General features: G+C 55.5%; 24 protein-coding genes. 21 read left to right on the top strand and 3 right to left on the bottom strand.

Going from position 1 to position 21,960, the window contains the following annotated elements:
- Positions 1-20 precede the first annotated feature (20 nt).
- From BZK42_RS05405 to ldtA, 21 genes are all read left to right on the top strand, one after another.
- On the top strand, positions 21-1,400 hold the full coding sequence (locus BZK42_RS05405; protein ID WP_080858870.1) for a cobyrinic acid a,c-diamide synthase CobB: 1,380 nt from the start codon (positions 21-23) through the stop codon (positions 1,398-1,400).
- Positions 1,397-2,356, top strand: coding sequence for an adenosylcobinamide-phosphate synthase CbiB (gene cbiB / locus BZK42_RS05400; RefSeq protein WP_049270760.1), 960 nt, complete (start codon positions 1,397-1,399; stop codon positions 2,354-2,356). The genes BZK42_RS05405 and cbiB overlap by 4 nt, the downstream gene beginning before the upstream one ends.
- A 10-nt stretch (positions 2,357-2,366) precedes the next feature.
- Positions 2,367-2,999, top strand: a complete 633-nt coding sequence (locus tag BZK42_RS05395) for a cobalt-precorrin-8 methylmutase (RefSeq protein ID WP_008785140.1) — start codon at positions 2,367-2,369, stop codon at positions 2,997-2,999.
- Positions 2,996-4,132 (top strand): cobalt-precorrin-5B (C(1))-methyltransferase CbiD, encoded by a 1,137-nt coding sequence (gene cbiD, locus BZK42_RS05390; RefSeq protein WP_016153523.1) that lies wholly within the window; start codon positions 2,996-2,998, stop codon positions 4,130-4,132. The genes BZK42_RS05395 and cbiD overlap by 4 nt, the downstream gene beginning before the upstream one ends.
- A complete protein-coding gene (locus tag BZK42_RS05385) occupies positions 4,126-4,731 on the top strand; it encodes a cobalt-precorrin-7 (C(5))-methyltransferase (RefSeq protein WP_047357940.1) in 606 nt (201 codons plus the stop codon). The genes cbiD and BZK42_RS05385 overlap by 7 nt, the downstream gene beginning before the upstream one ends.
- Positions 4,721-5,290 (top strand): decarboxylating cobalt-precorrin-6B (C(15))-methyltransferase, encoded by a 570-nt coding sequence (locus BZK42_RS05380; RefSeq protein ID WP_016153521.1) that lies wholly within the window; start codon positions 4,721-4,723, stop codon positions 5,288-5,290. Before BZK42_RS05385 ends, BZK42_RS05380 begins: the two co-directional genes overlap by 11 nt.
- Complete coding sequence (locus BZK42_RS05375; protein ID WP_003030275.1) at positions 5,283-6,056, top strand: cobalt-precorrin-4 methyltransferase; 774 nt, start codon at positions 5,283-5,285, stop codon at positions 6,054-6,056. The genes BZK42_RS05380 and BZK42_RS05375 overlap by 8 nt, the downstream gene beginning before the upstream one ends.
- Complete coding sequence (gene cbiG / locus BZK42_RS05370; protein ID WP_016153520.1) at positions 6,037-7,092, top strand: cobalt-precorrin 5A hydrolase; 1,056 nt, start codon at positions 6,037-6,039, stop codon at positions 7,090-7,092. Before BZK42_RS05375 ends, cbiG begins: the two co-directional genes overlap by 20 nt.
- Positions 7,092-7,817, top strand: coding sequence for a precorrin-3B C(17)-methyltransferase (locus BZK42_RS05365; RefSeq protein WP_003030278.1), 726 nt, complete (start codon positions 7,092-7,094; stop codon positions 7,815-7,817). Before cbiG ends, BZK42_RS05365 begins: the two co-directional genes overlap by 1 nt.
- The gene (locus BZK42_RS05360) at positions 7,814-8,599 is read left to right on the top strand and encodes a cobalt-precorrin-6A reductase (protein WP_047357942.1); all 786 of its coding nucleotides are present in this window, start codon (positions 7,814-7,816) and stop codon (positions 8,597-8,599) included. Before BZK42_RS05365 ends, BZK42_RS05360 begins: the two co-directional genes overlap by 4 nt.
- Before the next feature lie 10 nt (positions 8,600-8,609).
- On the top strand, positions 8,610-9,404 hold the full coding sequence (gene cbiK, locus BZK42_RS05355) for a sirohydrochlorin cobaltochelatase (RefSeq protein WP_016156864.1): 795 nt from the start codon (positions 8,610-8,612) through the stop codon (positions 9,402-9,404).
- The gene (locus BZK42_RS05350; RefSeq protein ID WP_080858869.1) at positions 9,401-10,114 is read left to right on the top strand and encodes a cobalt-factor II C(20)-methyltransferase; all 714 of its coding nucleotides are present in this window, start codon (positions 9,401-9,403) and stop codon (positions 10,112-10,114) included. Before cbiK ends, BZK42_RS05350 begins: the two co-directional genes overlap by 4 nt.
- Complete coding sequence (cbiM, locus tag BZK42_RS05345; RefSeq protein ID WP_080858868.1) at positions 10,111-10,848, top strand: cobalt ECF transporter S component CbiM; 738 nt, start codon at positions 10,111-10,113, stop codon at positions 10,846-10,848. The genes BZK42_RS05350 and cbiM overlap by 4 nt, the downstream gene beginning before the upstream one ends.
- 2 nt (positions 10,849-10,850) lie before the next feature.
- On the top strand, positions 10,851-11,132 hold the full coding sequence (locus BZK42_RS05340) for an energy-coupling factor ABC transporter substrate-binding protein (RefSeq protein ID WP_006683999.1): 282 nt from the start codon (positions 10,851-10,853) through the stop codon (positions 11,130-11,132).
- Entirely contained in the window at positions 11,119-11,796 is a 678-nt protein-coding gene (locus BZK42_RS05335) for an energy-coupling factor ABC transporter transmembrane protein (protein ID WP_049040276.1), read from the top strand. Before BZK42_RS05340 ends, BZK42_RS05335 begins: the two co-directional genes overlap by 14 nt.
- An 8-nt stretch (positions 11,797-11,804) precedes the next feature.
- Entirely contained in the window at positions 11,805-12,620 is an 816-nt protein-coding gene (locus BZK42_RS05330) for an energy-coupling factor ABC transporter ATP-binding protein (RefSeq protein WP_046275697.1), read from the top strand.
- A complete protein-coding gene (locus BZK42_RS05325; protein WP_080858867.1) occupies positions 12,617-14,137 on the top strand; it encodes a cobyric acid synthase in 1,521 nt (506 codons plus the stop codon). The genes BZK42_RS05330 and BZK42_RS05325 overlap by 4 nt, the downstream gene beginning before the upstream one ends.
- Positions 14,134-14,679: a bifunctional adenosylcobinamide kinase/adenosylcobinamide-phosphate guanylyltransferase gene (cobU, locus tag BZK42_RS05320; protein WP_016156859.1), complete on the top strand. Its 546-nt coding sequence runs from the start codon at positions 14,134-14,136 to the stop codon at positions 14,677-14,679. Before BZK42_RS05325 ends, cobU begins: the two co-directional genes overlap by 4 nt.
- A complete protein-coding gene (gene cobS / locus BZK42_RS05315; protein ID WP_019077089.1) occupies positions 14,676-15,419 on the top strand; it encodes an adenosylcobinamide-GDP ribazoletransferase in 744 nt (247 codons plus the stop codon). Before cobU ends, cobS begins: the two co-directional genes overlap by 4 nt.
- Positions 15,420-15,443: 24 nt before the next feature.
- Positions 15,444-16,508 (top strand): nicotinate-nucleotide--dimethylbenzimidazole phosphoribosyltransferase, encoded by a 1,065-nt coding sequence (gene cobT, locus BZK42_RS05310; RefSeq protein ID WP_016156857.1) that lies wholly within the window; start codon positions 15,444-15,446, stop codon positions 16,506-16,508.
- Positions 16,509-17,362: 854 nt separating this feature from the next.
- Positions 17,363-18,292, top strand: a complete 930-nt coding sequence (ldtA, locus tag BZK42_RS05295) for a L,D-transpeptidase (RefSeq protein WP_016153509.1) — start codon at positions 17,363-17,365, stop codon at positions 18,290-18,292.
- 23 nt (positions 18,293-18,315) lie between these two features.
- Here the strand turns inward: ldtA and BZK42_RS05290 are convergent, their stop codons facing one another.
- The 3 genes from BZK42_RS05290 to BZK42_RS05280 are packed head-to-tail and all read right to left on the bottom strand — an operon-like array spanning position 18,316 to position 21,719.
- On the bottom strand, positions 18,316-18,999 hold the full coding sequence (locus BZK42_RS05290; RefSeq protein WP_049270582.1) for an ABC transporter ATP-binding protein: 684 nt from the start codon (positions 18,997-18,999) through the stop codon (positions 18,316-18,318).
- Positions 19,000-19,009: 10 nt separating this feature from the next.
- On the bottom strand, positions 19,010-20,698 hold the full coding sequence (locus BZK42_RS05285) for an ABC transporter permease (RefSeq protein ID WP_080858866.1): 1,689 nt from the start codon (positions 20,696-20,698) through the stop codon (positions 19,010-19,012).
- Complete coding sequence (locus BZK42_RS05280) at positions 20,682-21,719, bottom strand: extracellular solute-binding protein (protein WP_047499042.1); 1,038 nt, start codon at positions 21,717-21,719, stop codon at positions 20,682-20,684. The genes BZK42_RS05285 and BZK42_RS05280 overlap by 17 nt, the downstream gene beginning before the upstream one ends.
- Positions 21,720-21,960 lie beyond the last annotated feature (241 nt).

Raw genomic sequence — 21,960 nt, 5'->3', positions numbered from 1 at the left:
ACCCTGAACAGGATCAGGGTATGGCGGCCAATTTTCACGCTTTTGTTCTTGCAGGTACCGGAAGCGGCTGTGGTAAAACCACGGTGACGCTGGGCTTGTTGAGCTTGTTGAAAAAACGCGGTTTACGCGTCCAGCCTTGCAAAGTAGGCCCCGATTACCTTGATACCGGCTGGCATACCGCGGTATGCGGCACTGCTTCCCGCAATCTTGATAGCTTCATGCTTCCCGTCCCCACCCTGAATGCTTTATTTCGCGAGCACATGCAACATGCGGATATCGCCGTTATTGAAGGCGTTATGGGGTTGTATGACGGATACGGCACCGACCCAAACTACTGCAGCACCGCCGCGATGGCCAAACAGTTAGGCTGTCCGGTTATCCTACTGGTTGATGGCAAAGCCGTTTCCACCTCGATCGCCGCGACGGTAATGGGGTTTCAGCATTTTGATCCAACCCTGAATATTGCCGGCGTTATTGTTAACCGGGTTAACAGCGAAACGCATTACCAGCTCCTGAAAGTGGCGATTGAGCGTTACTGCGCTGTACCCGTCTTAGGCTACGTTCCCCGTATGGAAGGCGTTGCGCTTCCTGAGCGTCATCTGGGGTTAGTTACCGCGCGTGAGTCGGTTATCAACCAGAAGCCGTGGCAGGCGTTTGCCGCGACGCTGGAGCAAACCCTTGATATCGACGCGCTGCTGAGATTAAGCCAGTTAGACACGCTTCCTGCTGGTGAATGGCCAGCGCTGCCCGCCGCAGACGCCGGGGCAGGGCTAACGCTTGCCATCGCCGATGACGAAGCGTTCAACTTCTACTACCCGGACAACATTACGCTACTGGAGCGCACGGGGCTTAAGATTGTCCGTTTTAGCCCGTTGCACGACACCTGTTTACCCGACTGTCAGATGATCTGGCTGGGGGGTGGCTATCCTGAGTTACATGCTGCGGCGTTGGCCCGTAATATTGCAATGCTTAACCAACTGCGGGCGGCGCACCAGCAGGGTGTCGCGATTTATGCCGAGTGCGGGGGGCTGATGTACCTCGGCAGTTCGCTGGAAGACAGCCAGGGTGATACCTGGCTGATGGCGGATATCATTCCCGGTCACAGCAAAATGGGAAAACGTCTGACCCGATTTGGCTACTGCGAAGCGCAGGCCACGCAGCAAACGTTGTTAGCTGCAGAAGGCGAAGTGCTGCGCGGACATGAATTCCACTACTCCGATTTTACCCCTGAAACCCCCGCGGTGATGAACTGTCGCAAAGTGCGCGATGGCAAAACGCTGCAAGCCTGGTCCGGCGGCTGGCAGGTGGGAAATACCTTTGCCAGCTATCTACACGTTCATTTTGCTCAACGTCCGCAGATGCTTAACCACTGGCTGGCAGCCGCGAGGAGCGCACTATGACCATCCTCGCGTGGTGTGTTGCCTGGCTGCTTGATTTTATCATCGGCGATCCGCAGAACTGGCCGCATCCGGTGCGCTGGATTGGCAATCTGATTTCTGCGGTGCAACGGGTTGTTCGGCGTTACTGCCATAGCGACCGTGCGCTACGCATCGGTGGCGCGGTGATGTGGATTGTGGTGGTTGGGCTGACCTGGGCTGTGTCCTGGGGAGTACTGGCGCTGGCGCACTCTATTCATCCCTGGCTTGGTTGGGTGGTTGAGGTCTGGATGATCTTTACCGTGCTGGCCGGGCGCTGCCTGGCAAACGCCGCGCAGGATGTCGAGCGTCCGCTACGTGCCGGTAACCTTGCTGCAAGTCGGGAAAAGCTGTCATGGATTGTGGGACGCGATACCTCGCAATTACAGCCACAACAGATCAACCGCGGCGTAGTGGAAACCGTGGCTGAGAACACCGTTGATGGCATCATCGCGCCGCTGTTCTTCTTGCTCCTCGGCGGTGCGCCTCTGGCGATGGCCTACAAAGCGGTAAACACCCTTGACTCCATGGTGGGCTACAAACATGAAAAATACCGTGCTATCGGTATGGTCAGCGCTCGTCTGGACGATGTCGCAAATTATATTCCCGCGAGACTAAGTTGGCTGCTGTTGGGCGCAGCGGCATTTTTATGTCGCCAGGACGGCACGCGTGCTTTGCAGATTGGCTGGCGCGATCGCTACAACCACAGCAGCCCAAACTGCGCGTGGTCAGAAGCGTCCGTTGCCGGGGCATTAGGAATTCGTCTGGGTGGTCCTAATGACTACTTTGGCGAGCGCGTTGAGAAACCGTGGATCGGTGATGCACAACGCGACATTTCGGTAGACGACATTTCCCATACGATTCGATTGATGTGGGTGGCATCGATGCTGGCACTGGCGCTGTTTATTGCGCTGCGGTGGCTGCTGGTCGGTGTAGCCTGAGGACAACACAATGCAATATATCCAGCAACCCCAGGCGATTGAGGCCAAAAGTTTCGACATTATTGGCGAGATCATCCGTGAAACCCGCCCGGACTATCAGTTTGCCAGCCCGTTACATGAAGCCATTATCAAGCGGGTTATTCACACGACAGCGGATTTCGACTGGCTGGACATTCTGTGGTTTTCCAGTGATGTGCTGGAGCAGTTCTGTGCGGCGCTTAGCCGTTCGAGCGTGATTTATACCGATACCACTATGGCCCTTTCCGGGATTAATAAAACGCTGCTGGCAAAATTCGGTGGCGAATGCCGCTGCTACATCAGCGACCCGCGGGTCGTGCGGACGGCAAAAGAGCAGGGCATTACCCGGTCAATGGCGGCCGTTGACATTGCGGTGAAGGAAGAGGGTGAAAAGCTGTTTGTGTTTGGCAACGCGCCGACAGCGCTGTTCCGCCTGCTTGAGCATGATGTGGCCGTCAGTGGCGTAGTTGGCGTACCGGTTGGGTTCGTCGGTGCAGAAGAGTCGAAAGATGCACTGACCCAAAGCAATCTACCCGCCATTGCTGCGTTAGGTCGTAAAGGGGGAAGTAACGTCGCCGCCGCGATCGTCAACGCCATGCTTTATCACATGCAGGGGGCGCGATGAGCGAGTCCTTCGATACGCCTGTGTGGCACAACGGTAAAGCGCTGCGTAAAGGATATACCACGGGATCGTGCGCGACGGCGGCGGCAAAAGTGGCGGCGCTGATGGTATTGCGCCAGCACCTGATCCATCAGGTTTCTATCGTGACGCCATCAGGTGTGACGCTGTGTCTGAACGTAGAGTCACCGCATATCGAAGGACAGCAGGCGATAGCCGCCATCCGCAAAGACGGTGGCGATGATGTGGATGCCACTCACGGCATGCTGATTTTTGCCCGCGTGACGTTAAACGATAGCAAAGAGATAACCCTTCAGGGCGGGGAAGGCGTTGGCACGGTAACCCGCAAAGGGATCGGCCTGCCGGTGGGCAGTTCGGCGATTAATCGCACACCTCGCCAGACCATTGAGTCTGCGGTTCGTGAGGCGATTGGTCCGAATCGTGGGGCGCAAATTGAAATTTTCGCGCCGGAAGGCGAAGAGCGGGCACAAAAAACCTACAACTCCCGCCTTGGCATTCTGGGCGGCATTTCGATCATTGGTACGACTGGGATCGTCACGCCGATGTCAGAAGAAAGCTGGAAACGTTCACTGTCGCTGGAGCTGGAAATTAAGCGAGCGGCGGGGCTGGAGCGTGTCGTACTGGTGCCAGGAAACCACGGCGAACGTTTTGTGCGTGAGCAGATGGGGATCGACACCCAGGTTGTGGTCACCATGAGCAATTTTGTCGGCTACATGATTGAAGAAGCCGTACGTCTGGGGTTCCGACAAATTGTGCTGGTGGGACACCCTGGTAAGCTTGTCAAAATTGCGGCGGGGATCTTTCATACCCACAGCCATATTGCCGATGCTCGCATGGAAACGCTGGTGGCCCACCTCGCGTTACTGGGGGCGCCGCTGGAACTGCTCACGCTGGTCAGCGACTGCGATACCACCGAGGCGGCGATGGAACACATAGAAGCATACGGTTTTCAGCACATTTACAACCATCTGGCTAAGCGCATCTGTATGCGCGTCCTGCAAACGTTGCGCTTTACCAAAAATCCCCCGACCTGTGACGCCATCATGTTCTCTTTTGATAATCAGGTGCTTGGGAGTAATCGCCCGGTCGCAGAGATTGCTGAGGAGATGCAATGTTAACCGTTGTAGGGATGGGACCAGCCGGTTTGCATTTGATGACGCCTGCGGCGCGTGAAGCGGTCGCAACGGCTGATGTTCTGGTCGGTGGAAAGCGACATTTGCAGCAATTCCCGGATTTTACCGGTGAACAGTTTGTTCTCGGCGCCAATATTCTCGAACTCTTGAACTGGATTTGCGCGCACCAGGAGCAACGCGTTGTGGTGCTGGCATCTGGCGATCCGCTGTTTTACGGCATCGGGACGCGCATGGTGGCGCATTTCGGTATTGAAAATGTGCGCATTATTCCCGGTATTAGCGCGGTGCAGTACCTGTGTGCGCAGTCCGGTATTGATATGAACGATATGTGGCTGACCAGTAGCCATGGTCGCAGCGTCTGTTTCGATGAACTGGCGCGACATAACAAGGTGGCTATGGTGACAGATGCGCAGTGCGGCCCGCGTGAAATTGCGCAGCAGCTCATTGCACGAGGCAAGGGACATCGCTGGATGGTGATTGGCGAAAACCTGGCAATGGAAAACGAACGGATCCATTTCCTGCCTGTGAGCGAAGTTAACGCCGACTATGACATGAATGCAGTGGTGATCCTTGATGAAAGATGAGCTGTTTTTACGTGGAGAGAAAGTGCCGATGACCAAAGAAGCGGTACGTGCACTTGCCCTCTCAAAACTTGAATTACACCGCGCCAGTCACCTGATTGATATTGGCGCAGGAACCGGCAGCGTGTCGATAGAAGCCGCGCTGCAATACCCTGGATTGCGCGTGACGGCAATCGAGCGTAACCCGGCGGCGCTCAGGTTATTGGATGAAAACCGCCAGCATTTTGCCTGTGCAAACATCGACATTTTTCCCGGTGTTGCGCCGATGACCATCGCTGAAAAAGCCGATGCCATTTTCATGGGCGGCAGCGGTGGCCATTTGACTGAACTGATTGACTGGTCAATGCGTCAATTGCATCCCGCAGGGCGGCTGGTGATGACATTCATCCTCCAGGAAAACCTCAACACCGCGCTGGCACATCTGGACCATCTTGGCGTACCGGGAGTGGATTGCCTGCAGCTACAGGTTTCCTCGCTTACCACGCTTGGCAGTGGTCACTATTTCAAACCGAATAACCCCGTATTTGTTATCGCCTGTCAGAAGGAAGGAAACCATGTCTGAGATTTTTGATCCCCGTAGCGTGTGGTTTGTTGGCGCAGGTCCTGGCGATCGCGAGCTGATTACCCTCAAAGGTTACCGGCTGCTACAGCAGGCGCAGGTTGTTATCTACGCCGGATCGCTGATTAACACCGAACTGCTGGAATATTGTCCTGCTGGCGCTGAATGCCACGACAGCGCTGAACTGCATCTTGAGCAGATCCTTGATCTGATGGAAGCCGGAGTGAAAGCGGGTAAGACCGTGGTGCGTCTGCAAACCGGCGATGTTTCGCTATACGGTTCCGTGCGCGAGCAGGGCGAGGAACTGACCAAACGCGGGATTGACTGGCAGGTGGTGCCCGGCGTCAGCGCATTCCTTGGTGCGGCGGCGGAGTTGGGCGTTGAGTATACCGTACCTGAGGTCTCACAGAGCCTGATCATTACCCGCCTGGAAGGACGCACGCCGGTGCCGGAGCGCGAACAGCTGGAGTCATTTGCCAGTCACCAGACATCTATGGCGATTTATCTGTCCGTTCAGCGTATTCATCGTGTGGCCGAGCGTTTGATTGAAGGCGGTTATCCGGCGACCACGCCCGTGGCGGTGATCTACAAGGCAACCTGGCCGGAAAGCCAGACTGTGCGCGGTACCCTGGCGGATATTGGCGACAAGGTTCGTGATGCGGGCATCCGTAAAACGGCTCTTATTCTGGTCGGTAATTTCCTGGGCTCGGAGTATCACTACTCCAAACTCTATGCGGCGGACTTTAGCCATGAATACCGTAAAGCCTGAGTCAATTGCGCTTTTTTGCCTGACCCCGGGAGGCGTTACGCTGGCAAAACGTCTGGCGGCTATGCTGCCGGTTACCTGTTTTACCAGTGAAAAGCTGCTGGAGGAGGGATTCATTCCTTTCGAAAACGGCTTTGCGAATACCGCCCGCGAAGCGTTTGCGAATTACTCGGCGCTGATTTTTATCGGTGCGACCGGCATTGCGGTGCGCGTGCTGGCCCCGCTGGTTAACGACAAATTTTGCGATCCGGCGGTGGTGGTCATTGATGAACGCGCCCAGCATGTCATCAGCCTGCTCTCCGGTCACGCGGGCGGTGCCAATGCGCTGGCGCGGTATCTGGCGGGCATGTTGGGCGCCGATCCGGTGATCACCACTGCGACGGATGTCAACGATATGGCGGCACTGGATACGCTGGCATTTCAACTGAATGCCCGGATGAGTGATTTCCGTTCGGCGGTGAAGATCGTTAATCAGATGCTGGTCAGTAATAAGCGGGTGGGGCTGTGGTGGGATGATGAACTGACGCAGGATGTCAGTCATTGCGACCGGCGCGGATTTATCACGGTAACCGATCTCAATCAGCTTCCTGAACTGGATGCGCTGGTGTGTATCACCTTACGCACCAACTTACCCGATCTGCCTGTTCCGCACTGGAAGCTGGTGCCGCAGCGTGTTGTGGCCGGAATTGGTTGTCGTCGTGACACGCCGTTCCCGTTGCTGGCCGCGCTGCTTGCCAGGCAACTCGAAGCCCAGCAGCTCGATCCGCTGGCGCTTAAAGCGATTGGCAGTATCACGCTGAAAAAAGATGAACAGGGACTTATCCAACTGGCTTCGTGCTGTCGCGTTCCTTTCGAAACCTTTACTGCTGACGCGCTGCGTGAGCATGAACACCGTTTTCCGGCCTCATCGTTTGTTCGCAAAACGGTGGGTACAGGAAGCGTTTCCGGTCCTGCAGCCTGGCTGCTGAGCCACGGAAAACTGTTAGGCGAGACCCTGCGAGAACAGGGCGTCACTATCACTTTGGGAGTTTCACACTGATGTTAAGCGTAATTGGAATTGGCCCTGGCTCGCAGGCAATGATGACCATGGAAGCCGTTGAAGCATTGCAGGCAGCGGAAATCATCGTTGGCTATAAAACCTACACCCACCTGGTAAAAGCGTTCACTGGCGACAAGCAGGTGATCAAAACCGGGATGTGCAAAGAGATTGAACGCTGCCAGGCGGCGATCGAACTGGCGCAGGCGGGCCACAACGTGGCGCTGATCAGCAGCGGTGATGCAGGGATTTACGGTATGGCCGGGCTGGTGCTTGAGCTTGTCAGCAAGCAAAAGCTGGACGTTGAGGTCAGGCTGATCCCAGGAATGACGGCAAGCATTGCCGCCGCCTCTTTGCTGGGCGCGCCGTTGATGCACGACTTCTGCCACATCAGCTTAAGCGATCTGTTAACACCGTGGCCAGTTATCGAAAAACGCATAGTGGCTGCCGGCGAAGCAGACTTTGTAATCTGTTTCTACAACCCGCGCAGTCGGGGTCGCGAAGGTCATCTGGCGCGCGCATTTGAGCTGCTTTCTGCCAGCAAGAGCGCGCAAACGCCGGTGGGTATTGTGAAGTCAGCCGGACGTAAAAAACAGGAAAAATGGTTGACCACCCTGGGTGAAATGGACTTTGAACCGGTTGATATGACCAGCCTTGTGATCGTTGGCAACAAAACAACCTATGTTCAGGACGGCCTGATGATCACGCCACGAGGTTATGTGCTGTGAATTACGGTGATGTGTTGGTCATGGGCGGTACCAGCGATGCGCGCATGCTGTGCCAGCAACTGGACGCAGCCAATGTGGCCTACACCCTGTCAGTTGCGACCCCAACGGGGAAGCAACTGGCGGGAGATATCAAAGGTCAGGTGCGCTGCGGGCGTCTGGAGCGCGAACAAATGATTGCCTGGCTACAGGAAAATCAGACGCGCTGGGTGATAGACGCCTCGCATCCGTATGCCGAGGTGGTGAGCCGCAACATCATGAACGCCTGCGAAGCGGCGGGGGTACTGCTGAGCCGCTATCAACGTCCTGAGCAGTTGAGCGGTTTAACCCACCCGCAACTTTATACCGTACAGAGTATTCAGCAAGCCTGCGAGGTTGCGCGCCGTTTCGGTGACCGCGTGCTGCTGACGACCGGCAGTAAAGATCTGGCTATCTGGCGCGAAGGGTTGCCTGAAAAAACGCTACTGGCGCGCGTCCTGCCTGTACCCGAGGTTATTCAGCAATGCGCGGACCTGGGATTTGGCGTCGGTGAGATTTTTGCATTGTGCGGGCCGTTTAGCGCCGAGTTCAACGCTGCGTTTTATCGCCAGTGTCAGGCTGATGTGGTGATCACTAAGGCATCCGGTGCGGAAGGTGGTTATCAGGAAAAAGTTCAACCCTGTCTGGATGCTGGTATCCCCTGCATCGTGATTACACGTCCGGCACCGTTGGTGACGGGAGAAGAGTTACTGGAAAGTCAGGCCGCCTTTGGGGCGCGTTTAACGCGCTGGCTGGCCGCTGCTTAAGGAGTTAGAGATGAAAAAGGCGCTTCTGGTGGTCAGCTTTGGCACCAGCTATCACGACACCTGTGAGAAAAATATTGTGGCTTGCGAGAGCGATCTCGCAGCCAGTTGCCCTGACCGCGACCTGTTTCGGGCGTTTACCTCCGGGATGATTATCCGCAAGCTCAAGCAGCGCGACGGCATTGAGATCGACACGCCGCTGCAGGCACTGCAAAAGCTGGCGGATCAGGGGTATCAGGACGTGGCTATTCAGTCGTTGCACATTATCAACGGTGATGAATACGAAAAAATAGTCCGCGAAGTGCAAAGCATGCGCCCGCTTTTTTCTCGCCTGACGCTGGGTGTTCCGCTGCTGAGCAGCCATGACGATTACGCCCAGCTGATGCTGGCGCTGCAACAGCAAATGCCGGTGCTTGGCGAAAATGAAAAAGTGGTGTTTATGGGACACGGTGCCAGCCATCATGCCTTTGCCGCCTATGCCTGCCTCGACCATATGATGACGGCACAGCGCTACCCGGCGCGGGTTGGAGCGGTGGAAAGTTACCCGGAAGTCGATGTGCTGATTGAAAGTTTGTCTCAGGAAGGGGTGACGGCGGTGCATCTGATGCCGCTGATGTTAGTTGCTGGCGATCATGCCATCAATGATATGGCCTCTGACGAAGAGGATTCGTGGAAAACATTGTTCAATGCGGCCGGGATACCGGCTACGCCGTGGCTCAGTGGTCTGGGTGAGAATCCGGCGGTTCGCGCTATGTTCGTGGCGCATTTACAACAGGCGCTTAATGTGGCGCTGGAGGAAGCAGCATGAGCGGAAAACTGTATGCATTAAGCACCGGGCCAGGCGCTTCCGATCTTATCACCGTGCGGGCCGCACGCACGCTGGGTACGCTGGATATTCTCTATGCGCCCGCTGGGCGTAAAGGTGGCGACAGTCTGGCGCTGTCGATCGTACGTGAATATATCGGCGAGCAGACCGAAGTTTGCTGCTGCCATTTTCCTATGAGTGCTGACAGCGCCGAAAAAGAGGCAGTATGGGATGACGTTGCGGCCGCGCTGGTTCAGGAAGTCGAAGCGGGTAAGCAGGTGGGCTTTATTACACTTGGCGACGCCATGCTGTTCAGCACCTGGGTTTTTTTACTCCAGCGTATTGGCTGTCCTGACTGGTTAGAAATCGTCCCGGGCGTGACCTCTTTCGCTGCGATTGCCGCGCGGTCAAAAACGCCGCTCGCCATGGAGCAACAGTCACTGGCCGTGGTCTCCTGTACCGCGCCGGAAGCGGAAATCCAGCAGGCGTTAAAGCAGCATGACAGTCTGGTGCTGATGAAGGTATACGGTCGTTTTGCGCGCATCAAAGCGTTGCTGCAACAAGAGGGTTTGTTGGGCTGTGCATTGATGATGTCTGAAGCCACGCTGCCGGGTGAACAGTGCTGGCGTCATCTCGATGAGGTGAGCGACGATCAGCCGCTGCCTTATTTCTCGACCATTCTGGTCAATAAACAGTGGGAGTATGCACAATGAAGCTTGAACAACAGCTAAAACAGCTGTCTTTCAGCGGGTTGGCTGCGGCGCTATTACTGATGGTTGTTCCTGAACAAGCGTTCGCCATGCACATAATGGAAGGTTTCTTGCCACCGATTTGGGCGCTGGCCTGGTGGCTGCTGTTTTTACCGTGCCTGTGGTACGGGCTGGTGCGGCTGCGCCAAATCGTGCAGGAAGATAGTCACCAAAAAGTGTTACTGGCTCTGTGCGGCGCGTTTATTTTTGTGCTGTCGGCGCTGAAAATTCCTTCTGTTACCGGAAGTTGCTCGCACCCTACCGGGGTAGGCCTGGCGGTTATCCTGTTTGGACCGGGCGTGGTGGCAATCCTCGGGGCAATCGTCCTGCTGTTCCAGGCGCTGTTATTGGCGCACGGTGGTTTGACAACGCTTGGCGCTAACGGCATGTCGATGGCGGTGATTGGCCCGGTGGTGGGTTACATGGTGTGGAAAATGGCCTGCCGTGCGGGGTTGCGTCGTGATGTTTGCGTCTTCCTGTGCGCGATGCTGGCGGATCTCGTCACCTATTTCGTGACCTCGGTGCAACTGGGCGTGGCGTTCCCGGACCCATCCGCCGGTGCTACGGGTTCAATCATCAAGTTCATGGGGATTTTCTGCCTGACGCAGATCCCAATTGCGATAGCGGAAGGTCTGCTCACCGTAATGATTTATGACCAGTTAACCAAACGGCAGTTGATTACCGCTCAAGGACATTAACGATGAAAAAGACGCTGATTTTGTTAGGGATGGTAGTGGCGCTGGTGATCCTGCCGTTCTTTATCAACCATGGTGGAGAATACGGCGGCTCAGACGGTGAGGCGGAGAGTCAGATTCAGGCAATTGCCCCACATTATGAGCCGTGGTTCCAGCCCTTGTATGAACCGGCAAGCGGTGAGATTGAAAGCCTGCTGTTTACGCTCCAGGGATCGCTGGGCGCAGCCGTGATTTTCTACATTCTGGGTTACACCAAGGGCAGGCAACGTCGTGATGACCGGGCTTGACAGGCTTAGCTATCAAAGCCGCTGGTTTCATGTCTCACCCGTGCGGAAATTTCTGCTCTGGCTGATGATGATGATTCTGGCGTTTACTCTGCCCCCGTTGGGGCAGAGTATTGAGCTGTTACTGATTGCCGCGCTGAGCTGCTGGCTGCTGCGCATTTCCTTCTGGCGCTGGTGTCGCTGGATGGCATTACCGTTTGGTTTTCTGACGGTCGGCGTCGTGACCATTCTGTTTAGTTTTAGCCGCGATCCGCAGACGCTGCTGGCCAGCATCCCCGTTGGAAGCTATTGGTTAGGCGTTAGCGCGCCAGGGCTTGTCACCGCCAATGAAACCTTCTGGCGCAGCCTGGCTGCGCTGGCGGCGACGTTCTGGCTGGTACTGAATCTGCCGTTTCCGCAATTGATTATCTTACTCAAACGCGCGCACGTTCCTCGCCTGCTCACTGAGCAGATCCTGCTAACCTGGCGCTTTATTTTTATCCTGTTAGACGAGGCGCTGGCTATTCATCGCGCACAAACGCTACGTTTTGGTTATCGTAGCTTGCCGTTGGGCTATCGCTCGCTGGCGATGCTGGTGGGATTGCTGTTTACCCGCGTGTTGATCCGCTACCAGCAAATGACCACCACACTGGATATCAAACTGTATCAGGGTGATTTTCACCTGTAAGGAAAAGTATGCTTGCCACTTCAGCGCTTTGGTTTCGCTATCAGGATGACCCGATCCTCAAAGGGCTAACGCTGGACTTTTCAACGCATGCCGTCACCGGGCTGGTAGGTGCTAATGGCTGCGGGAAATCCACGCTGTTTATGAACCTGAGTGGTTTACTGCGCCCGCAGGAAGGCGCGGTGATGTGGCAAGGCAAACCGCTGGATTACAGCAAGCGCGGCCTGCTGGCGCTGCGTCAGCAGGTGGCAACCGTATTTCAGGATCCCGACCAGCAAATTTTTTATACCGATATCGACAGCGATATTGCCTTCAGCCTGCGCAACCTTGGGGTGGATGAAGCTGAAATCTCCCGCCGGGTGGATGATGCGCTCACGCTGGTTGATGCACAGCATTTTCGCCATCAGCCTATTCAGTGTTTAAGTCACGGGCAGAAAAAACGTGTGGCAATTGCCGGGGCGTTGGTGTTGCAGGCGCAGTATTTGCTACTGGATGAACCTACTGCGGGCCTTGACCCATCAGGTCGCACGCAGATGATTGAGATAATCAAACGCATCGTAGCGCAAGGAAACCACGTGGTTATCTCCAGCCATGATATCGATCTTATCTATGAAGTCAGCGATGCAGTGTACGTTTTACGCCGGGGGGAAGTGCTAACACACGGCTCGCCGGGTGATGTGTTTGCCCGAACGGATCTTATTGAACAAGCGGGATTAACTCAGCCCTGGCTGGTGAAGCTGCATACCGAGCTGGGTTTCCCGCTGTGTAAAACAGAGGCTGAATTTTTTAGCTGTATGCGAGAGAACGCACTGAAGGAGGCGTCATGACGCAGGCAATAATGTTGCAGGGAACGGCATCTGATGTAGGTAAAAGCGTGTTGGTCGCCGGTCTGTGTCGAATTTTTTATCAGGATGGACTGCGTACCGCACCGTTCAAATCGCAGAACATGGCGCTGAACTCTGGCATTACGCCAGAGGGCAAAGAGATGGGCCGCGCGCAAATTTTTCAGGCTGAGGCCGCCGGTATTACGCCAGATGTGCGTATGAATCCGGTGCTGCTTAAGCCGACCAGCGATCGTAAAGCGCAGGTTGTGCTGATGGGCAAAGTGGCAACCGATATGGATGCGGTGAGCTACCACGAGTACAAACCGAAACTACGGGATCAAATCCTGTCTGTTTATAACAGTCTGGCGCAGGAGTTCGATGTGCTGGTACTGGAAGGGGCGGGAAGCCCGGCTGAGATTAACCTGCGCGATCGCGATATCGTCAATATGGGTATGGCTGAAATGGCGCAGTGCCCTGTCGTTCTGGTGGCGGATATCGACCGCGGCGGGGTGTTTGCCTCCATTTACGGCACGCTGGCGCTACTGCACGACCATGAACGCGCCAGGGTAAAAGGGGTGATCATCAATAAGTTTCGCGGTGATGTGGCGTTGCTGTATTCCGGGATTGAGCAAATTGAAGCGCTGACCGGCGTTCCGGTCCTGGGCGTCATGCCATGGCTGGACGTTGATCTGGAAGATGAAGATGGCGTTGCGCTGCAAAAGGGCAAATATTTGCGCACAGACAAACGCGACATCGATATCGCCGTTGTTCAGATACCACACATTTCTAACTTTACTGATTTCAATGCGCTTGCCGCACAGCCGGATGTGCGCGTGCGCTATGTTCGCCAGCCTGAAGAGTTGGCGGGGGCCGATCTGGTGATTCTGCCCGGCAGCAAAAACACCCTGGGCGATCTGGTGTGGCTGCGTGAAAGCGGGATGGCGCATGGCGTGGTGCAATTACATCGTAATAACGTACCCGTAGTGGGGATTTGCGGTGGCTATCAAATGCTCGGCGAAACCATCATTGATGAAGTTGAGTCAGGACTCGGTACGTTGCCGGGTCTGGGCTTGCTCAATACCGTAACGCATTTTGCCCAGCATAAAACCACGACCCTGGTTGAGGGACAAATGTCCTCCTCGCTGCCGGACTGGCTGGCGGGTACCGCGGGATTATCCGTTCGCGGTTATGAAATCCATATGGGCGAAACGGCATTAACCGAGGAATGCCGGTCGGTGATGACGCTGCGTAAAGACGGTGGCAACGTGGCTGATGGCGCGGTCACTGCCGATGGCCTGGCGTTTGGCACCTATCTTCACGGTCTGTTCGACAGCGATGAATTTACCCGTGCGCTGGTTAATGGCCTGCGAGAACGTAAAGGGTTAGCGCCGCTGGATTCCACCTTCCATTACGCGCAATATAAATCGCAGCAGTTTGATCTGCTGGCGGATGCGATGCGGCAACACATCGATATTGAGAGAATTTATACCATCATGCAGCAACACCGGGAGCCAGTATGATGATTCTGGTGACTGGCGGCGCGCGAAGCGGCAAGAGTCGGCATGCGGAAGCGCTGATCGCAGATTCTCCAAACGTTTTGTATATCGCGACTTCGCAGATTTTTGATGAGGAGATGGCTGCGCGAATTCAGCATCATCGTGACGGACGTCCTGCACACTGGCGTACAGCCGAACGCTGGCAACATCTCGATGAACTGATTACGGCAGCAAACGATCCACAAGAAGCCATTCTGCTGGAGTGCATCACCACGATGGTGACTAACCTGCTGTTTGCGCTGGGCGGTGACAGCGACCCGGATAGCTGGGATTACGCGGCGATGGAGCAATCTATTGAGGATGAAATTCGTTCGCTGATTGCGGCCTGTCAGCGCTGTCCGGCGAAGGTTGTGCTGGTCACTAACGAAGTCGGAATGGGGATTGTACCGGAGAACCGTCTGGCACGGCATTTTCGCGATATTGCAGGACGTGTGAACCAGCGACTGGCGGCGGCGGCTGATGAGGTCTGGCTGGTGGTATCAGGAATTGGAGTCAAAATTAAATGAGTAAGTTGTTCTGGGCAATGCTCTCTTTTATTAGTCGCTTGCCCGTTCCTGCTCGCTGGTCGCAAGGACTGGATTTCGAGCACTATTCACGTGGCATTGTGATGTTCCCGCTAATTGGCGTGGTGCTGGGAGGGCTGACGGGGCTGGTCTTTATGGCGCTGCAGCCCTGGTGTGGGGTGCCGTTGGCGGCCCTGTTTGCAGTTCTCACGCTGGCGTTATTGACCGGGGGATTTCATCTCGACGGTCTGGCGGATACCTGTGACGGTATTTTTTCGGCGCGTCGACGCGAGCGGATGCTGGAAATCATGCGTGACAGCCGCCTGGGGACTCACGGTGGACTGGCGTTAATTTTCGTGTTGCTGGCAAAAGTGCTGGTGGTGAGCGAACTGGCTTTGCGGGGCACGCCGATGCTGGCGGCGCTTGCTGCCGCTTGTGTCGCCGGGCGGGGGACCGCTGTTTTGCTGATGTATCGACATCGCTACGCCCGCGAAGAAGGGCTGGGCAACGTCTTTATCGGTAAAGTCACCGGGCGTCAAACCTGCGTCACGTTGGGATTCGCGGCGATCCTGGCTGCCGTGCTTCTTCCTGGCATGCGCGGCGTGGCGGCGCTGGTTGTTACGATAGTGGCGATTTTTATTCTTGGGCAGTTATTAAAACGCACGTTGGGTGGGCAGACCGGCGATACGCTGGGCGCGGCCATTGAACTTGGCGAGTTGATTTTCCTGCTGGCTCTGCTCTGAGTCAGCCAACATACTGGAACCCTTATGCAGACTTTAACCTCTTTACTCCACGCAATCCCTTCACCTGATAGTGCTGCGATGCTGCGTGCACAGCAGCATGTCGATGGCTTGCTTAAACCGCCAGGAAGTCTTGGTCGACTTGAGTCGCTCGCCGTGCAACTGGCCGGAATGCCGGGTCTGAAGGGCGTACCGCATGTGAATGGCAAAGCGATGCTGGTGATGTGCGCCGATCACGGTGTATGGGATGAAGGGGTTGCTGTTTCGCCTAAAATCGTCACGGCTATTCAGGCTGCTAATATGACGCGTGGGACGACAGGCGTTTGTGTGCTGGCCGCTCAGGCGGGGGCAAAGGTACATGTGATTGATGTCGGCATCGATGCTGAGCTTATCCCTGGCGTGGTGAATATGCGCGTGGCGCGCGGCTGCGGCAATATTGCACAAGGCCCGGCAATGAGTCGTTCGCAGGCCGAGGAGCTGCTGCTGGAGGTTATCCGCTATACCCATGAGCTGGCCAAAGACGGCGTAACGCTGTTTGGCGTCGGTGAACTTGGTATGGCAAATACGACGCCAGCGGCGGCAATCGTCAGCGTACTGACCGGCAGCGATGCCGAGGACGTGGTGGGTATCGGCGCTAACCTGCCGCTTTCAAGAGTCGGCAATAAAGTCGATGTTGTGCGGCGAGCAATTGCCGTCAATCAACCGGATCGTAATGACGGTATCGATGTGCTGGCTAAGGTAGGCGGGTTTGATCTGGTCGGCATGGCGGGGGTGATGTTGGGGGCGGCCTCCTGCGGCCTGCCGGTTGTGCTGGACGGTTTTCTCTCTTATTCCGCCGCGCTGGCGGCCTGCCAGATTGCGCCGCAGATTAAACCTTACCTGATCCCGTCACATTTCTCCGCCGAGAAGGGGGCTCGCACCGCGCTGGCGCATCTTGAACTGGAGCCGTATCTCAATATGGGGATGCGTTTGGGCGAAGGCAGCGGGGCCGCGCTGGCGATGCCGATTGTTGAAGCCGCCTGTGCAATGTACAACAACATGGGGCAGCTCGCCGCCAGCAATATTGTGCTTCCGGATGGTAAGGAAGCATAGTTTTTGGCCACGCTGAACCTCGCCCCATGGTGCAATACCGTTCAGTTAAGCATTATGGGGAACATGTGATTCTTGCTAAGGGTTCCGTTCACCTCGGCGGTAGCAATTCTCTGAAGCGCAGATACCCGTGAACGTGCAAGGGAGGCTCACCGCCGCCTCCCTTGCAACCCAGGCTTCCGGCGGGAAAATCGTCGCTGCGCGATTCATTCGTCTTATGCCGTCTGCCTGTCGGGTCGGGGCCGGGCCTGCGTCCCTGCAGGCCGTCCCCTCTGCCCGCATCCCTGCGGGCAGACCCGGTCAGCCGTCAACGCCTCATCGATTTTCAGCCGGACCGGGGTCATCGCTGCAACGCACTGACTTCCAGTTAACTCTGTTTTGCTGTTCAGATAAAAAACGCAGGTGGTCAGGTGTGGGCTGGTCCGGCTGAAAATTGCCGACGTGTTTCCGTAAGGCCGGGAGAACCCGCAGGGATGCGGGTTCAGGGCGCGTTTTGCAGGGATGCTACCTCGCGCCCGGCCCGGTAGCCTGGAGGAATAAACGGAGGGGACCGCGGAGCGGCAATTTTCCCGCCGGGAGCCGGGATTGTAAAGGGCGTGGCGGAGAACGCCCTTTACACGTTCACAGGAATCGGTGTTTCAGATAAACGATGCACATGAGGTGAACGGAACTCTTACCGTGAGATAGCATATTCATAACTTCTGCCAACACAGGTGATGCTTTCTGATACATAGGCGTTAACTGAATTGCATTAGCCTCAGGCGGCTTTTTTATGCGGATTTTAGTCGTAACCCACTAAAACAGATAATAAAAGCTATAATTAACGGATATCTGCTGCGGCGAAGGAAAGGAAAAAGATGCGTCGTGTAAAACTGCTTTGTTCACTCATTATGCTGCTCGTGAGTCAGAGCGCGCAGGCGGTGAGTTATCCGCTCCCGCCTGAAGGCAGTCGCCTGGTGGGGAGCCCTTTGACCATTACGGTACCTTCAGGAAACACTCAGCCGTTGGAAGCTTTTGCCGCGCAGTACGGACAGGGGTTGAGCAATATGCTGGAGGCCAATCCCGGCGTGGATGTTTTTCTGCCTAAGTCTGGCTCGACGCTGGTTGTGCCACAGCAACTGATATTACCGGATACTGTACGCGAGGGGATCGTAATCAACGTCGCAGAAATGCGCCTTTACTATTATCCCGCTGGCAGCAATACGGTTGAGGTTTTACCCATTGGCATTGGCCAGGCGGGCAGAGAAACGCCGCGTAACTGGGTGACGGCGGTAGAACGTAAGCAGGAAGCACCAAGCTGGACGCCTACGCCGAATACCCGGCGCGAATACGCAGCACGTGGGGAAAGCCTGCCGGCGTTTGTTCCTGCCGGGCCTGATAACCCGATGGGACTGTATGCGATTTATATCGGCAGGCTTTATGCCATTCATGGCACAAATGCGAATTTCGGTATTGGTCTGCGGGTAAGTCAGGGGTGCATCCGTTTACGTAATGACGACATTAAATATCTGTTTGATACCGTACCGGTAGGGACGCGTGTGCAACTGATAGACCGACCGGTGAAATACAGCGTAGAGCCGGACGGTAGTCGCTGGGTGGAAGTGCATGAACCACTGTCACGAAACCGGTCGGAATATGAGTCTGACAGAAAAGTTCCCTTGCCAGTCACCCCCGCGCTGCGCACTTTCATCAGCGGGAATGACGTGGATATGAGTCGCGGAAATCAGGCACTGGAAAGACGCTCCGGCATGCCGGTGAATATCAGTCTGATTCAGACCCATTACTAATTTTCAAGGCGACCCTGTGACCTTCAGCCTGGGTGGGTCGCTTTTTTAATTTGATATTGTCCCATTTTTACCACGCCAATATGGTCTGCCATTAGCTGCGCCTCGTGTTCGCTGTGTGTAACCAGCAGTGCCGTTTGCCCGGCGGCACGCAAAATATCCCGCACCTCGTTGCCAAGACGCTCGCGCGTGCGCTTATCAAGGCTGGAGAAAGGCTCATCGAGCAGCAGGATTTCCGGATGCGGCGCCAGCGCGCGCGCAAGAGCGATACGCTGCTGTTGACCGCCGGACAGTTCATGCGGATAACGGCCGGCATGACTGTGCAACTCAACCATTTTTAACAGCTCCGCCACCCGGACCTGCTGCTGCTCACGCGGCATACGTCGTAACCCAAAGGCCACGTTTTGTTGCGCGGTCAGGTGAGGGAATAACGCATATTCCTGAAAGACCATGCCGACATGCCGTTTTTCCGGCGGCAGATGAACACCGGAACCGGCAACGCGGCGCTGCGACACATAGATCTCTCCGCTTCGCAGCCGTTCAAATCCGGCAACTGCGCGTAACACGGTGGTTTTTCCGCAACCTGAAGCGCCCAGTAGACAGGCGATCTCTCCTTTACGTACCGACATTGAAAACCCGCTCAGCACCGATTGCTGACTGTTGCCGTAGGCAACATGCACATCCTGGAGTCGTAATGCAATTTCTGACATTGTTACTCTCTTAACCACGGCGAGTCATCTGGTGACGCACCAACAAAATAACCGGTAGCGTGCCAGCTAAAACAATCATTAGCGCGGCGATAGCACCTTCTTCATAGGTTCCACGGGCGGCTTCTGCATACAGCAACGTTGCCAGCGTTTCGAAGTTTACCGGGCGCAACAGCAACGTTGTTGGCAGTTCTTTCATGGCATCGGCAAAAACCAGCAGGGCGCTACTCACTAACGCCGGGCGCAGCAATGGGAAATGAACCCGTGCAAATGTGCCCGCACCATTCTCACCCAACAGACGAGAAGCCTGCTCCAGCGAAGGCGGAATGCGGCCCAGGCCGGAATCCAGTGCGCCGATAGCAATCGCCTGGAAACGCATGGCACAACAAATTACCAGCAGGATCCCGGCGGACATCAGCGGCAGGCCGCGAACATCCAGTAAATCTGCCAGCCAGCGGTCGACTGCCATGGCGGGGGTTAAAAAACCAATTGCCAGAATTGTACCGGGAACCGCGTAGCCTAAAGAAGCCAGACGCATTACACCACGGCGAAATCCTGGCATCGCGTTGTCTGCGGCGCTATGCCGCGCGCTCCAGGCTACCAACATACTGACGCAAACCACCACCAACGTGGTTCCCGCGGCCAGTGATAACGTATTTTGTAATGCAGACAGTAACGAGGAGGATATAGGGCTCTCGTCACCTATACGTTTGGCGCTTTCCCAGATTAAAAACAGCACCGGGGCCAGAAAGCCCAGCACAACCGGCAGCGAAATAACGACACCGAGTAGCCAGCCACGCCAGCCTTGCACGCGGGTGGGTTGAATTTCCCGCAGGCTACGGCTGCTGAATCCCTGTTTTCTGCGGCCATAAAATTCCAGCGTCAGAATAAAGAATATAAACATCAGCATCATGCAGGCGATTTGCGCTGCGGCAGATAAATCAGAGCGAGAGATCCATGTGGTGTATACGGTAACGGTTAACGTTTGTACCCCGAGAAATTCCGACGCGCCAATATCGTTAAGCGTCTCCAGCAGCGCCAGACTGATCCCGACGGCCAGTGCCGGGCGAGCCATGGGGAGAGCAACACGAAAAAAAGTCCCGGTTGCGCTGCAACCCAGCGTACGTGCAGCTTCCAACAGATGGGCCGGCTGGCTGATAAACATGGCGCGGGTTGTCAGGTACACGTAAGGATAAAGTACTAATCCGAGCAAGATTATTGCGCCGGAAAGGGAACGTAAATCGGGCAGGCGGAACTGTCGCGGGCTGTCAAAGCCAAGTAAGAAACGGATAAAGGTTTGCAGGGGGCCAATCGGATGCAGCAGATCGAGCCATGCGAAGGCAACGATGTAGGTCGGCATTGCCAGCGGCAACAGCAGCGCCCAACTGAGAATTTTTCGCCCAGGGAAATCCCATGCCGTTACCGCCCATGCGCTGCCTACGCCAATAACGCCAACCATTATCGCGACACCCGCTAGCAACAGCACGGTGTTTTTGAGCGCTGAAGGCAGTACATATGTCATAAGATTATCCCAGTGGGATAAATCAGCCTGGGTGGCCTGCCAGATCAGCGCAACGATGGGGGTCAGGACGCCAAGCGCGACGCACAATGCGCCAAGATGCAACGGCGTTAATAATGACTGCGGCCCGGAAACCAGGCCGCGTAACGTCGGAAACTGCAGCGATTTATTGATCGAATCCAACTTTATCTACCAGCAAACTAGCTTGTTTACGATACTTCACGATCTCGGTGAGCGGTGTTTTATCGACGTCGATTTCACCGATTGTGGCGCTAATGACCGGGTCAAGCGTTACGCCTTTCAGTACTGGATATTCAAAGTTCGCTTTCGCATACTGCTGCTGGGCAGGCGCGGAAACCAGATATTCCATCAGCTTAACGGCATCGGCTTTATTTGGCGCATAGCGGGCAACGGCAGCGCCGCTGATGTTGACGTGCGTACCACCATTTTCAAAGGTTGGTTTAACGACTTTAATGGCATCGCCCCACTGACGAGCATCGCTGCCTTCTTTGGCGTTTTTCATATGGCCGACATAATAGGAGTTGGCCAGACCAATATCACAAATTCCACCGAGGATATCGCGGGCAACATCGCGATCGCCGCCGGTGGCTTTACGCGCCAGGTTAGCCTTTACGCCGCGTAGCCATTCTTCGGTTTTAGCTTCACCATGATGGGCAATCATCGCGGCGATCAGCGCCGTGTTGTAGGGGTGCTGACCGGAACGAATACAAACTTTACCTTTGTATTCTGGGCTGGCGAGCTGTTCGTAATGCCAGTTATCGATTGGCAGCGACTTCTCGGCATACAGTACGCGGGCGCGCATAGAAAGCGCAAACCACTGATTATCCGCGCCGCGCAGATTCGCCGGAATGGCGGCTTTCAGCGCTTCTGACTCTACCGGCTGGGTGACGCCAGCTTCAACCAAATCGATGAGATTTCCGGCATCGACGGTCATCAGCAGGTCGGCAGGGGAGTTTTTGCCTTCCGCCTTAACACGCTCAAGCATACCGTCTTTGATATAGACCGTACTTACTTTGATACCGCTGGTTTTAGTCCAGCTATCAAGTAAAGGCTGGATCAGGCCCGGTTCACGGGTGGTGTAAAGCGTTAACGTTTCCTGAGCGAAAGCCGGCAGGCTGACAGAGAAGAGGAGGGCAGAGGCAAGCGTGATACGGCGCAATCCGGTGCGAGTCAGAGCATTCATCGTTTTTATCCCAGAGTAATTGGAACATACAGTGAACCGAGTCGGGGCTCGTTCTTTTGGCTCGCGTACAATAAATGATAATCACTAGCACTTACAATAATTGCAAAGTTTAAACGATTTACATTTACACAACTTTAATCAACGATGTGATGCGGCATGGAATGGGGAGTTATGGCAGACTGAGCGCTTATAGAGGCAGCTTTTACACAGACGTGAAAAGCAAAAAGCCCGCTTAAGTTTC

Origin of the sequence: Citrobacter braakii (assembly GCF_002075345.1) — a bacterium.
Lineage (GTDB): Bacteria > Pseudomonadota > Gammaproteobacteria > Enterobacterales > Enterobacteriaceae > Citrobacter > Citrobacter braakii.
The sequence above is the reverse complement of the archived record's forward strand: the minus strand, read 5'-3'. Positions and strand labels throughout refer to the sequence as shown.

Excerpts from the sequence above, each read along its gene's own strand:
- BZK42_RS05405 (WP_080858870.1), top strand. The coding sequence starts at position 21 with ATGGCGGCCAATTTTCACGCTTTTGTTCTTGCAGGTACCGGAAGCGGC.
- cbiB (WP_049270760.1), top strand. The coding sequence starts at position 1,397 with ATGACCATCCTCGCGTGGTGTGTTGCCTGGCTGCTTGATTTTATCATC.
- BZK42_RS05395 (WP_008785140.1), top strand. The coding sequence starts at position 2,367 with ATGCAATATATCCAGCAACCCCAGGCGATTGAGGCCAAAAGTTTCGAC.
- cbiD (WP_016153523.1), top strand. The coding sequence starts at position 2,996 with ATGAGCGAGTCCTTCGATACGCCTGTGTGGCACAACGGTAAAGCGCTG.
- BZK42_RS05385 (WP_047357940.1), top strand. The coding sequence starts at position 4,126 with ATGTTAACCGTTGTAGGGATGGGACCAGCCGGTTTGCATTTGATGACG.
- BZK42_RS05380 (WP_016153521.1), top strand. The coding sequence starts at position 4,721 with ATGAAAGATGAGCTGTTTTTACGTGGAGAGAAAGTGCCGATGACCAAA.
- BZK42_RS05375 (WP_003030275.1), top strand. The coding sequence starts at position 5,283 with ATGTCTGAGATTTTTGATCCCCGTAGCGTGTGGTTTGTTGGCGCAGGT.
- cbiG (WP_016153520.1), top strand. The coding sequence starts at position 6,037 with ATGAATACCGTAAAGCCTGAGTCAATTGCGCTTTTTTGCCTGACCCCG.
- BZK42_RS05365 (WP_003030278.1), top strand. The coding sequence starts at position 7,092 with ATGTTAAGCGTAATTGGAATTGGCCCTGGCTCGCAGGCAATGATGACC.
- cbiK (WP_016156864.1), top strand. The coding sequence starts at position 8,610 with ATGAAAAAGGCGCTTCTGGTGGTCAGCTTTGGCACCAGCTATCACGAC.
- BZK42_RS05350 (WP_080858869.1), top strand. The coding sequence starts at position 9,401 with ATGAGCGGAAAACTGTATGCATTAAGCACCGGGCCAGGCGCTTCCGAT.
- cbiM (WP_080858868.1), top strand. The coding sequence starts at position 10,111 with ATGAAGCTTGAACAACAGCTAAAACAGCTGTCTTTCAGCGGGTTGGCT.
- BZK42_RS05340 (WP_006683999.1), top strand. The coding sequence starts at position 10,851 with ATGAAAAAGACGCTGATTTTGTTAGGGATGGTAGTGGCGCTGGTGATC.
- BZK42_RS05335 (WP_049040276.1), top strand. The coding sequence starts at position 11,119 with ATGACCGGGCTTGACAGGCTTAGCTATCAAAGCCGCTGGTTTCATGTC.
- BZK42_RS05330 (WP_046275697.1), top strand. The coding sequence starts at position 11,805 with ATGCTTGCCACTTCAGCGCTTTGGTTTCGCTATCAGGATGACCCGATC.
- BZK42_RS05325 (WP_080858867.1), top strand. The coding sequence starts at position 12,617 with ATGACGCAGGCAATAATGTTGCAGGGAACGGCATCTGATGTAGGTAAA.
- cobU (WP_016156859.1), top strand. The coding sequence starts at position 14,134 with ATGATGATTCTGGTGACTGGCGGCGCGCGAAGCGGCAAGAGTCGGCAT.
- cobS (WP_019077089.1), top strand. The coding sequence starts at position 14,676 with ATGAGTAAGTTGTTCTGGGCAATGCTCTCTTTTATTAGTCGCTTGCCC.
- cobT (WP_016156857.1), top strand. The coding sequence starts at position 15,444 with ATGCAGACTTTAACCTCTTTACTCCACGCAATCCCTTCACCTGATAGT.
- ldtA (WP_016153509.1), top strand. The coding sequence starts at position 17,363 with ATGCGTCGTGTAAAACTGCTTTGTTCACTCATTATGCTGCTCGTGAGT.
- BZK42_RS05290 (WP_049270582.1), bottom strand. The coding sequence starts at position 18,999 with ATGTCAGAAATTGCATTACGACTCCAGGATGTGCATGTTGCCTACGGC.
- BZK42_RS05280 (WP_047499042.1), bottom strand. The coding sequence starts at position 21,719 with ATGAATGCTCTGACTCGCACCGGATTGCGCCGTATCACGCTTGCCTCT.